11 protein-coding genes and 1 other RNA gene are annotated in these 11,765 nt (G+C 64.2%); all 12 read left to right on the top strand.

The window, feature by feature from the left end; all coding sequences use genetic code 11:
- The first annotated feature begins 58 nt into the window (after positions 1-58).
- The 12 genes from ffs to FJ414_RS16155 all read left to right on the top strand — a co-directional run bounded on the left by ffs (position 59) and on the right by FJ414_RS16155 (position 11,631).
- Positions 59-155: signal recognition particle sRNA small type (gene ffs / locus FJ414_RS16215), an RNA gene on the top strand.
- A gap of 105 nt (positions 156-260) precedes the next feature.
- Positions 261-2,075: a DNA polymerase III subunit gamma/tau gene (locus FJ414_RS16210; RefSeq protein WP_140645374.1), complete on the top strand. Its 1,815-nt coding sequence runs from the start codon at positions 261-263 to the stop codon at positions 2,073-2,075.
- 22 nt (positions 2,076-2,097) lie between these two features.
- Positions 2,098-2,421, top strand: a complete 324-nt coding sequence (locus FJ414_RS16205; protein WP_140645373.1) for a YbaB/EbfC family nucleoid-associated protein — start codon at positions 2,098-2,100, stop codon at positions 2,419-2,421.
- Positions 2,422-2,638: 217 nt separating this feature from the next.
- Positions 2,639-3,619 carry a cell wall hydrolase gene (locus FJ414_RS16200; protein ID WP_140645372.1) on the top strand — a complete coding sequence of 327 codons (981 nt, stop codon included), beginning with the start codon at positions 2,639-2,641 and terminating at the stop codon, positions 3,617-3,619.
- Positions 3,620-3,708: 89 nt separating this feature from the next.
- Positions 3,709-4,314 carry a recombination mediator RecR gene (recR, locus tag FJ414_RS16195; RefSeq protein WP_040985994.1) on the top strand — a complete coding sequence of 202 codons (606 nt, stop codon included), beginning with the start codon at positions 3,709-3,711 and terminating at the stop codon, positions 4,312-4,314.
- 191 nt (positions 4,315-4,505) lie between these two features.
- A complete protein-coding gene (locus FJ414_RS16185; protein ID WP_140645371.1) occupies positions 4,506-5,783 on the top strand; it encodes a lytic murein transglycosylase in 1,278 nt (425 codons plus the stop codon).
- Positions 5,784-6,055: 272 nt separating this feature from the next.
- Entirely contained in the window at positions 6,056-7,690 is a 1,635-nt protein-coding gene (locus FJ414_RS16180; RefSeq protein WP_181181632.1) for an ABC transporter substrate-binding protein, read from the top strand.
- An 18-nt stretch (positions 7,691-7,708) separates the two neighbouring features.
- The gene (locus FJ414_RS16175; RefSeq protein WP_140645369.1) at positions 7,709-8,776 is read left to right on the top strand and encodes an ABC transporter permease; all 1,068 of its coding nucleotides are present in this window, start codon (positions 7,709-7,711) and stop codon (positions 8,774-8,776) included.
- On the top strand, positions 8,773-9,693 hold the full coding sequence (nikC, locus tag FJ414_RS16170) for a nickel transporter permease (RefSeq protein WP_140645368.1): 921 nt from the start codon (positions 8,773-8,775) through the stop codon (positions 9,691-9,693). The genes FJ414_RS16175 and nikC overlap by 4 nt, the downstream gene beginning before the upstream one ends.
- Positions 9,690-10,526: an ABC transporter ATP-binding protein gene (locus FJ414_RS16165; RefSeq protein ID WP_140645367.1), complete on the top strand. Its 837-nt coding sequence runs from the start codon at positions 9,690-9,692 to the stop codon at positions 10,524-10,526. The genes nikC and FJ414_RS16165 overlap by 4 nt, the downstream gene beginning before the upstream one ends.
- Positions 10,523-11,272, top strand: a complete 750-nt coding sequence (locus FJ414_RS16160; RefSeq protein ID WP_140645366.1) for an ABC transporter ATP-binding protein — start codon at positions 10,523-10,525, stop codon at positions 11,270-11,272. The genes FJ414_RS16165 and FJ414_RS16160 overlap by 4 nt, the downstream gene beginning before the upstream one ends.
- A 29-nt stretch (positions 11,273-11,301) precedes the next feature.
- Positions 11,302-11,631, top strand: a complete 330-nt coding sequence (locus FJ414_RS16155) for a hypothetical protein (RefSeq protein WP_140645365.1) — start codon at positions 11,302-11,304, stop codon at positions 11,629-11,631.
- The last annotated feature ends 134 nt before the right edge of the window (positions 11,632-11,765 follow it).

Here is an 11,765-nt window from a genome sequence, read left to right as displayed (position 1 = left end):
GTCATGGGTTCCGGCTCGGCCCTTGCATTTCGCCGCCGAATTGCCGATATGGAACGCGGGAGGTTGGTGGTGGACGATCCACTCGCCAACCGGGTCAGGTCCGGAAGGAAGCAGCCCTAACGAGCCCGGAACGGGTCATTGTTCCAGCCTCCCACCTCTTCGCCTTTCTCCCGCGACATTGACGGCCCCGAGCCGTGCGGGCGAGACTATGCGTAGGAATCGGCCGCCTTCCGTCGCGGTCCTGGGAGCTTTGGCGGCGAATGAGCGAAGCCGGAAATTTGGGGCCAGAAAGCCTGGAAACAGGTAAGGCCGCCGCTTATCGCGTCCTGGCGCGCAAATATCGCCCTTCGAATTTCTCCGAGCTGATCGGCCAGGAGCCGATGGTCCGCACACTGACCAACGCCTTTGCCACCGGCCGCATCGCCCAGGCCTGGATGCTGACCGGCGTGCGCGGTGTCGGCAAGACGACGACCGCGCGCATCCTGGCGCGCGCGCTCAACTACAAAACGGCGACCGTCGATCAGCCCTCCGTCGACCTTTCGATCCCCGGCGAGCATTGCCAGGCGATCATGGAAGGACGCCATGTCGACGTCATCGAGATGGATGCCGCCTCTCACACCGGCATCGACGACATCAGGGACATCATCGACCGCGTCCGCTACGCGCCGGTCTCGGCACGCTACAAGGTCTACATCATCGACGAAGTGCACATGCTCTCCACGCAGGCCTTCAACGGCCTCCTGAAGACGCTGGAAGAGCCGCCGCCGCACGTCAAATTCATCTTTGCCACCACCGAGATCCGCAAGGTGCCGATAACGGTGCTGTCGCGCTGCCAGCGCTTCGATCTGAGGCGCATCGATGCCGGCGCGCTGGTCAGGCATCTGTCCTCGATCGCGGCCAAGGAAGGCATTGCCGTCGACGACGAGGCGCTGGCGATGATCGCGCGGGCCGCCGAAGGCTCGGCGCGCGATTCGCTTTCCATCCTCGACCAGGCGATCGCCCACGGCAGCGGTACGGTGAGCGCCGAGGCGGTGCGCGCCATGCTTGGCCTTGCCGATCGCGCCCGCATCATCGACCTGTTCGAGTATGTCATGAAGGGCGACGTGGCGGCGGCGCTCGCCGAGTTCCGCGCGCAATACGACACCGGCGCCGATCCGGCCGCCGTGCTTACCGATCTTGCCGAGTTCAACCACCTCGTCACCCGCCTGCGCTTCGTGCCGGCAGCCGCCGACGATGCGTCGCTTTCCGAGGACGAGCGCCGGCGCGGTGCCGAATTCGCCGGCACGCTTTCGGTGCGCGTGCTGTCGCGGACCTGGCAGATGCTGCTCAAGGGCATTCCCGAGGTGCAGTCCTCCAACCGCCCGGTCAGCGCCGGCGAAATGGTGCTGATCAGGCTGGCGCACGCCGCCGACCTGCCGACGCTGGACGAGGCGCTGAAATCGCTGGAGGGCGCGGGCCCGCTGCCGAATGGTGCGCCGCGCGCCAACGGAGCGCCGGCCGGCAATGGCGGCGGCGCGAGCCCCGTCGCGCAGACCCGGATGCCTGCTTCCACCGGTGGCGGTGCCCAGACGATGCGCCTGGTCGAAACGCATCCCGCGCCCGCCGCCTTCGTTCCGGCGCCGGAGCCGGTCGCCGAGGCGCCCGTCGTTCCGGTCAAATCGCTGGCCGACATCGTTGCGCTTGCCGACGCCAATCGCGACATGGCCTTCAAGGTGCTGCTGAAACGCTGCGTGCGGCCGGTACGCATCGAGCCCGGCCGGCTCGACGTCACCTTGACCGACGACGCGCCGAAGATGCTGCTCAACGACCTCACCGCCAAGCTGCGCGCCTGGACCGGCCGCAACTGGCTGGTGTCGCTGTCGAAGGAAGAGGGCGGCCAGACATTGACCGAGATGGAGACGACGAAGCGCGAGAACGCGTTTTCCGACGCCAGGAGCGACCCGACTGTCGCGGCCATACTCGCCCGTTTCCCTGGCGCCAAGATCATCGATGTGCGCATCCCGGACGTGCCGGACGTGGAAGAAGCCGAGGCCGACCTGCCGGTCGAGCCGGCGGCCGATGACGACGAGACCTGAAACATTTTTAGAGGACCAACCGATGAAAGATCTTCTCGGCCTTATGGGCAAGGCGAAGGAAATGCAGGCCAAATTCCAGGCCATGCAGGACGAGATCGCCACGCTTGAAGCCACCGGCCAGGCCGGCGGCGGTCTGGTCAGCGTCACGCTTTCCGGCAAGTTCGAAATGAAGACGCTGAAGATCGATCCGTCCTTGATCAAGGCGGACGAAGCCGAGATCCTCGAGGACCTCATCCTGGCCGCCCACAATGACGCCAAAAATAAGGTCGAGCAGATCATGCAGGAGAAGACCAAGGCGCTCACGGCAGGCTTGCCGATCCCGCCCGGAATGAAATTGCCGTTCTGAGGCCGTGTCCGCCAGTTAATTGATTATGAACGGAAATTGAGTCCGGGCTGCAATATTAACTATTTTGCCGGCAATGCTCACGGGCACATTTCGCGGCATTCATAAAGTTTTACCCAAGTCCAGAAGTTGCTAACCTTCTAGCCATCTTTTTGCCCGAAAGAGTCTCATTCTTGCCACATCTCGGGGCGGGCTGGCATCTGGACATGAGGCTTTTTTGGTGATCGCGACGCGATGGAAGACGCCGCTGCTGCTTATCGGCATCGTCACTTCCCCCTTGCTCCTGGCCGGCTGCAGCCAGACCACTTCCTCGCATGGCATGTCGGGTCTGACCGATGCCCTTACGCCGAGCTTCCTCACGCGTTCCTCCAGCCATTCGCTGAAGGACAAGGAATGCTTGCAAAGGGCTATGTTCTTCGAGTCCAACCGGTCGAGCCGCGACGGCATGATCGCGGTCGGCACGGTCGTCATGAACCGGCTTCGCTCGGGCCAGCACGGCAACACCATCTGTCAGGTTGTCGGCGAGCCAGGCCAGTTTGCTCCGGGCGTCATGACTCGGCCGATGAACTCGAAGGCCCTGCCGGATGTCGAGGAGGCAGCCGATGCGGTGCTGAGAGGCGAACGCAAGGCCAAGCTCAAGAACACGATGTATTTCCACACCGCCGGCCTGCGCTTCCCCTACAAGAACATGCATTACACCATGGTTGCCGGCGGCAACGCCTTCTATGAGAAGCGCGGCCGCAACTGGCAGCCGCTGCCGGACGAGCCGATGGTCGCCATGAACGTGGACGACAAGCAGAAGTCTGACCGGCAGAAACCGGCGGCCGACGCTCCGGTGCTCGTGGCTTCCGCCGAGCCGATCGTCAAGACGATCGTCCGTCCGGACCCGGCAAAGCAGGCCGCATTGGCCACGGCCGCGCGGACCGAAGACGCTTCCGCCGAACAGACCTATGTGACGGCTTCTGTTGCACCTTCTGCCAAGTCCGGCCGTCTGGCGCAGAAGCAGATGGTCGTGGCGATGCAGGAGCCCATGGCCGAACCGGACGCCTCGCGTTTCGGCGGCACCCTCAAGGGCCGCTACATCACTTCGGTGCCCAATGCGCCGCAGGAAGCGGCGATGGGCTTCCAGTCGACGCCTGAGAACACCGACGCCATCGGCGCGATGATCGTCAGCCAGGACCGGCCGCTCGAAGCCAACTGAACCCGATTGCATCCAAAGCAAGGCCCGCCATGGCAGCATGGCGGGCTTGTGCCGTTGCTGGCTGTCCTGAAAAATCCTAGATCAAGGCGATGTCGAAGAGAATCGCCGGTCCGGAAATCGAACGCCTGATCCAGCTCCTGGCCAAGGTGCCGGGGCTTGGGCCGCGCTCGGCCAGGCGCGCCGCGCTTCATCTCATCAAGAAGAAGGAGCAGCTGCTCGAGCCTCTGGCCGCCGCCATGGGCGAAGCGGTCGACAAGGTGCGCATCTGCTCGACCTGCGGCAATGTCGATACATCCGACCCTTGCATGATCTGCACCGACCCGCGCCGCGACGCCGGCACGCTGATCGTCGTCGAGGACGTCTCGGACCTCTGGGCGCTGGAACGCGCCGCGGCCATGAACGTGCGCTACCACGTGCTTGGCGGCACGCTGTCGCCGCTCGACGGCATCGGTCCGGACCAGCTCAACATCCGCTCGCTGGTCGACCGTGTCGCCGGCGGCGAGGTGAAGGAAGTCATCCTTGCCGTCAATGCCACCGTCGAGGGGCAGACGACAGCGCATTATCTGACCGACCAGCTGTCTGGCTTCGAGGTCAAGGTGACGCGGCTCGCGCATGGCGTGCCGGTCGGCGGCGAGCTCGATTACCTCGACGAAGGCACGCTGGCCGCCGCGCTGCGGTCGAGGACGGCGTTTTGAAGTTGGCGGGGAGGGCGCGCGTGACAGATGTTATTCCTCGAGATTCCGCGCTCCGTCACACCCCCCTCTGCCCTGCCGGGCATCTCCCCCGCAAGGGGGGAGATTGGCAGTTTCTTTGCCGGCGCTTTTATCCCCACGTCGGCGATTGGCGAAAGCCTGCGCGACATCTGATCTCCCCCCTTGCGGGGGAGATGTCCGGCAGGACAGAGGGGGGTGTGAAGGAACACCAGCATTTCAGGTTGGCTATTCTTTCCTTCCTAGCGACGCTTCTCGCTCTCTTCATTACCACCCCCACCCATGCCGCCCCCATCGACGACCAGTTCCAGGCTTGGCTCCAAACCGACCTCTGGCCCGAAGCCAAGTCCAAAGGCATCTCGAAAAAAACCTTCGACGCTGCCTTCCTCGGCGTGAAGCCGAACCTCAAGCTGCCCGATCTCGTCCTGCCCGGCGAGAAGCCGACGACACCTGAGAAGCAGCATCAGGCCGAGTTCGGCCCGCCGGCCAACTACTTCGCCGAGAAGATCATTCGGGCCGTCACGTCGGGCGGAAGGACGCGCGACAACGCCAACGCCCGGACGCTCGGGCTGATCGAGAAGCGCTACGGCGTTCCGGGCGAGATCGTGCTGGCGATCTGGGGCCGCGAGACCGGCTTCGGCGCGGCCAAGATGCCGTACGACGCGTTCGAGGTGCTGGGCACCAAGGCGTTCATGTCGACCAAGAAGGACTTCTTCCGCACCGAGGTGCTGGCGGCGCTCGAAATCGTCGAGCGCGGGCTGGCGCCGGTCAATGCGATGAAGTCGTCCTGGGCCGGCGCGCTCGGCCAGCCGCAATTCATGCCGACCTCGTTCTTGAAGCACGCCGTCGACTTCGACGGCGACGGCCGGCCCGACATCTGGAACTCGACGCCCGACGTGCTCGCCTCGATCGCCAACTACCTCGTCCATTACGGCTGGGTGAGGGGGCGCGGCTGGGGGACCGAGGTGACGGTTCCGGCAAATGTCTCTTGCTCGCTCGAAGGACCCGACCAGGGCAAGAAGATCTCCGATTGGGTGGCGATGGGCATCAGGCGCGTCGACGGCAAAGCGTTTCCGGCGAGCGAATTGAAGGCGGAAGGTTTCCTGCTGATGCCGGCCGGGCGCAGTGGCCCGGCCTTCGTCGTCACGCCGAACTTCTATGTGATCAAGCAATACAACAACAGCGATCTCTATGGCCTGTTCATCGGCCATGCCGCCGACCGCATCGCCAAAGGCGACGCCACCTTTGCCGGCACCTGGGGCGCGGTCGGCGATCTCCATCGCTCCGATATCGCCACCCTGCAGCGGGCGCTGGAGGCCAAGGGCTACGATGTCGGCAGCGCTGACGGTCTGCCCGGCTTCAAGACCCGCCGCTCGATCGGCATCTGGCAGGCAAAGAACGGCAGGCCCGCCACCTGCTTTCCCGAGGCGGGCCTGGTCGCGCAGCTGAAATAGCGGCTGTCTCCCGAAAGCACGACCCCTGGCAAATTTTTCCGGATCGGCGGCTTCAATCGGCTGGCGCATGGGTCGACTCATGGCGGCTCGACTGGTCCGATACGGTGTCTCGCAGAGCGCGCGTTGCCGCTTCGTGCGCCGTCGAATAGGGAGTTGACCAACTGGACAAAAAACACGACGGTAAGCGGTCAAAGCCGCTGCTGGCCTTGCAAAGAACAATACAGCCCCTGAGCCGGGAACTCAGGTCAACAAGACAGGGAACGATCACCATGATGCTGGAAAAGTTTGCTCTCCGCTCTCGCGCCTTGCTTGCGGGCGCCGCGCTGTCCGCGCTGCTCGTCGCGCCCGCCTTCGCGGTCACGCCCGCCGATACGCTGGTCGAGGGCTTTGCCATCGACGACATCATCTCGATGGACCCGGGCGAAGCGTTCGAGTTGTCGACGGCCGAGGTCACCGGCAACACCTATGATCTCCTGGTCCGTCTCGACCTCAGCGACACGTCCAAGGTCAAGGGCGACCTTGCCGAGAGCTGGACCGTTTCCGACGACGGCCTGACCTACACATTCAAGCTCAAGCCCGGCATGAAGTTCGCGTCCGGCAATCCGATCACCGCGGCCGATGTCGCCTATTCCTTCGAACGCGCCATCAAGCTCGACAAGAGCCCGGCTTTCATCATCAACCAGTTCGGCATCACCGGCGACAATGTCACCGAAAAAGCCAAGGCCGTCGACGACACCACCTTCCAGTTCGTCGTCGACAAACCCTACGCACCGAGCTTCGTGCTGAACTGCCTGTCGGCCACGGTCGCCTCGGTCGTCGACGCCAAGCTGGTCAAGGAACATGTCGCCGCCGTCACGCCGAGCGCCGACTACAAATGGGACAACGACTTCGGCAATGCCTGGCTGAAGACCGGCTATGCGGGTTCGGGCCAGTACAAGCTGCGTGAGTGGCGCGCCAACGAGGCCGTCGTCATGGAGCGCAACGACAATTACAATGGCGAGAAGGCCAAGCTTGCCCGCATCATCTACCGCAACATGAAGGAAAGCTCGGCGCAGCGCCTGGCGCTCGAGGCCGGCGATATCGATGTCGCCCGCAACCTTGAGCCGAACGATCTCGACGCCATCGCCAAGAACGCCGATCTCACCACCACCAGCGCGCCGAAGGGCACGGTCTATTACATCAGCCTCAACCAGAAGAACCCGACACTTGCCAAGCCGGAGGTGCGGCAGGCGTTCAAATATCTGGTCGACTACGATGCGCTGGGCTCGACCATCCTCAAGGGCATCGGCGAAATCCACCAGTCCTTCCTGCCCAAGGGCGACCTCGGCGCGATGGATGACAATCCCTTCAAGTTCGACGTCGCCAAGGCCAAGGAATTGCTCGCCAAGGCGGGCGTGCCGGATGGCTTCAAGGTGACCATGGACGTGCGCACCGGACAGCCGACCACGGGCATGGCGGAATCGATCCAGCAGACGCTCGGCCAGGGCGGCATCCAACTGGAGATCATTCCCGGCGACGGTAAGCAGACGCTGACCAAATACCGCGCCCGCAACCACGACATCTATATCGGCCAATGGGGCCAGGACTATTTCGATCCGAACTCCAACGCCCAGACATTCGCCTCGAACCCGGACAATTCCGACGACGCCAAGATCAAGACGCTGGCCTGGCGCAATGCCTGGGACATCCCGGACCTGACCAAGGAAACCGAGGCGGCGCTGCTGGAGAAGGATTCGGGCAAGCGCGCCGATATGTACAAGGACCTGCAGCAGAAGATCCTCGACACCAGCCCCTTCGTCATCATCCATCAGCAACTGGAAGTGGCCGGGCTGCGCAAGAACCTCAAGGGCTTTGCGCTCGGCCCGAGCTTCGACACCAATTTTGTCGGCGCGGTTTCCAAGGAATAGCGTCGGCGGATCCGCCGCGTGAGCGTAGCTGACAATCAGGTGGCGGCGGGGCGCGGCAGCGCCCGCGCCGTCGCCGTCCTATCGTCGCTCGGTCGCTTCCTGGTCATCGCGGTGACCACCTATCTCGGTCTTCTCGCGGTGACCTTCTTCATCGGCCGCGTCATCCCGATCGATCCGGTTCTGGCCGTCCTCGGCGACCGTGCGCCCACGGCCGTGGTCGAGCGCACGCGCCGCGAAATGGGCCTCGACCTGCCCTGGATCGAACAGTTCTACATCTATGTCAAAAATGCGCTGAGCGGCGACTTCGGCACTTCGGTGCTGACCACCAATCCGGTGATGTCCGATATCCGCCGCGTCTTCCCGGCGACCATCGAGCTGGCGACGCTGGGCACGATCATCGGCGCCGTCATCGGCGTGCCGCTCGGCGTGCTGGCCGCGGTCAAGCGCGGCAGCCTGATCGACCAGGTCGCGCGCGTCGTCGGTCTCATAGGCTATTCGGTACCGATCTTCTGGCTTGGCCTGCTCGGGCTGGTGCTGTTCTACGCCAAGCTGCAATGGATCGCCTTTCCGGCGCGGCTCGACGTCGTCTACGAATACACATTCACGCCGATTACCGGCTTCTACCTGCTCGATGCCGCGATCCAGGGGCAGTGGGACGTCTTCTACGACGCCTGGCGCCACATCGTCCTGCCGGCCGCGCTGCTTGGCTATCTGTCACTCGCCTATATCAGCCGCATGACCCGCTCCTTCATGCTGAACGAGCTGGCGCAGGAATACATCGTCGCGGCGCGCGCCAAGGGCCTGTCGGAAGGTCGCATCATCTGGGGCCACGCGCTGCGCAACGCTGCCGTGCCGATGGTGACGGTGATCGCGCTTTCCTACGCCAACCTGCTCGAGGGTTCGGTGCTGACCGAGACCGTCTTCTCCTGGCCGGGCATCGGCCTCTACATCACCAATTCGCTGCAGAACGCCGACATGAACGCCGTGCTCGGCGGCACCATCGCCATCGGCTCGGTCTTCATCGCCATCAACCTTCTGTCCGATCTGCTCTACCGGCTGCTCGATCCAAGGACGAAGGCCGGATGAGCGCTGAAACCATCCAATCCAGGCGCGCGTGGCTGCTCAGCGACCGGCCGGCCTCGCGCCTGCAGGCAAGGCTCGGCCGCGCCTATGTCGCCTGGCGGCGCTTCTCCGCCAATCGGCTGGCGCTGGTCGGCATGCTGATCATCATCGCGTTGCTGGTGGTCGCCGCCTTTGCCGATGTGCTGGCGCCCTATTCGCCCACCATCGGCGATCTGAAGAACGCCCGCCTGCTGCCGCCCGGCGCCGAGCATTGGTTCGGCACCGACGACCTCGGCCGCGACATCTATTCGCGTATCGTCTATGGCTCGCGCTGGACGCTTTATGTGGTGATCCTCGTCGCCATCATCGCCGCGCCCATCGGCCTGCTGGTCGGCACGATCGCCGGTTATGCCGGCGGCTGGACCGACACGATCCTGATGCGCATCACCGATATTTTCCTGGCCTTTCCGAAGCTGGTGCTGGCGCTCGCCTTCGTCGCGGCGCTCGGACCCGGCATCGAGAACGCGGTAATCGCGATCGCTATCACCTCCTGGCCGCCTTACGCGCGCATTGCCCGTGCGGAAACGCTGACGGTGCGCAACTCCGACTACATCAAGGCGGTGCAGCTGATGGGCGCTTCGCCCTTCCGCATCGTGCTGCGCCACATCATGCCGCTCTGCATCTCCTCGCTGATCATCCGCGTGACGCTCGACATGGCCGGCATCATCCTGACTGCCGCCGGCCTTGGCTTCCTCGGCCTCGGCGCGCAGCCGCCGCTGCCGGAATGGGGCGCGATGATCGCGTCCGGCCGCCGTTTCATCCTCGATCAGTGGTGGGTTGCCGCCGCACCTGGTGCCGCGATCCTTGTCGTCAGCCTCGGCTTCAACCTGCTGGGCGACGGTCTTCGCGACGCGCTCGACCCCCGGAGCGGCGACCAATGAGCGACACGCTTCTCGACGTCGACGACCTGCGCGTCACCTTCCCGACCCGCACCGGCCTCGTGCAGGCCGTGCGTGGCGTCTCGTTCTCGCTCGGCCGCGAGCGGCTGGGCATCGTCGGAGAGAGCGGCTCCGGCAAATCGCAGACCGGCCGCGCCATCATGGGCCTCACCCCGCCGCAGGCCGAGGTTTCGGCGAAGAAGCTCGCCTTCGACGGCATTGATCTGCTCTCCATATCGCCCCGCCAGCGCCGCGCGCTGCGGGGAAACCGCGTCGCCATGATCCTGCAGGATCCCAAATATTCTCTCGATCCGGTGATGACCATCGGGCGCCAGATCGTCGAGACGCTGCGCACGCATGAAAAGGTCTCCAGGGCCGAGGCGCGCGAGCGGGCGCTGGAAATGCTGCGGGCGGTGCAGATCCGCGACCCGGCCCGCGTCTTCGACCTCTATCTGCACGAGGTCTCGGGTGGCATGGGCCAGCGCGCCATGATCGCCATGATGCTGATCGCCGGGCCGGAGCTGATGATCGCCGACGAGCCGACCTCGGCGCTCGACGTCACCGTGCAGCTCGACGTGCTCAAGATCCTCGACAAGCTCGTCGCCGAGCGCGGCATGGGCCTGATCTTCATCTCGCACGATCTGCGCCTGGTCTCCTCCTTTTGCGACCGCGTCGTCGTCATGTATGCCGGCAAGGTGGTCGAGCAGATCAAGGCTTCCGAACTGCGCGACGCCCGGCACCCCTACACGCGCGGCCTGCTCAACTGTATGCCGAGGATCGGCTTCGAGCGCCATCCGCTGCCGGTGCTCGACCGCAAGCCGGAGTGGGCGGCATGACGGCTTCCATCGCTGTCGAAGGGCTGGAAGTTGTCTTCGACCGATTTCGCGCGCTGAAGGGCGTAAGCCTCGAAGTGAGGGAAGGCGAATCCTACGGTCTGGTCGGGGAGAGCGGTTCCGGCAAGTCGACGCTGCTGAGAGCCATCACCGGCCTGGCGCCGGTTTCTTCCGGCACCATCTCTGTCAACGGCAAGCCCCTTGGCAAGACCCGCGACAAGGCTTTTTACCGCGATGTGCAGATGGTGTTCCAGGATCCCTATGGCTCGCTGCATCCGCGCCAGACGGTCGACCGCCTGCTGCAGGAGCCCCTCGCGATCCATGGCATTGCCGACGGCGAGAAGCGCATCGAGCGCGCGCTGGACGAGGTCGGCCTCGGCAATGGTTTTCGCTTCCGCTACGCGCACCAGCTCTCCGGCGGCCAGCGCCAGCGCGTGGCGATTGCCCGGGCGCTGATCCTCGAACCCTCGATCCTTTTACTCGACGAGCCGACCTCGGCGCTCGACGCGTCCGTGCAGGCGGAGGTGCTGAATCTTCTGGAAGAGGTGCGCCGCCGTCGCAAGCTCACCTTCCTGATGGTCAGCCACGACCTCGCCATCATCACCCACATGTGCCAACGGCTGATGGTCATGCAAAACGGTCAAGCGGTGGAGACCCTCAATGCGAGCCAGTTGATCGCGCATCGCGTCAGCGAGAATTATACGCGCAACCTGCTTCGGGCGAGCGAGGGGTTTGTGCGAACGGCGTGACGCCGCTCGGATTGCTTGGGGGACGGAGTATGGGCGAGTGGAAGTTCTCAGACCCACCCAATGTCGCGGTGTTCGTGGACGGGGGCATATTCCGCCGGAATGATTGGATCGCATACGTGTCGCATGACGACGAGGACGGCAGTTGGCAATTTCACAACTGCGACCCCGGACCCGTCGAAGATGGCGACATAATGCTCGTCGGCTTACAGGAAGTGGTTAAGCGCGACGAGAGCATCCTCGAACTGGCGGACTTGCCCGAGGGATGGCACGCTTGGCGCAGTTCAAAATCTTCGCCATGGCAGCGGGCAAAATCACCGCCCGTGGGGTTCAATGACAACGATGACTCGGCAAAAAGTTGAGTTGGGCTTGCAACGGTCCGGCCATCCAAAACCGGGCCTTCTTGGTCCGCCTTGGGCAGGCCCAATCGACCGGGCCATGGTGCCGACTTGAGGAAAACCTGAAATAAGGCCAGAACAGGCGTCACCAAACAAGA

Source organism: Mesorhizobium sp. B3-1-6 (genome assembly GCF_006439555.1).
In the GTDB taxonomy this organism is placed as follows: domain Bacteria; phylum Pseudomonadota; class Alphaproteobacteria; order Rhizobiales; family Rhizobiaceae; genus Mesorhizobium.
Note: the sequence above shows the minus strand (reverse complement) of the source record. Positions and strands in the feature narration are given on the sequence as shown.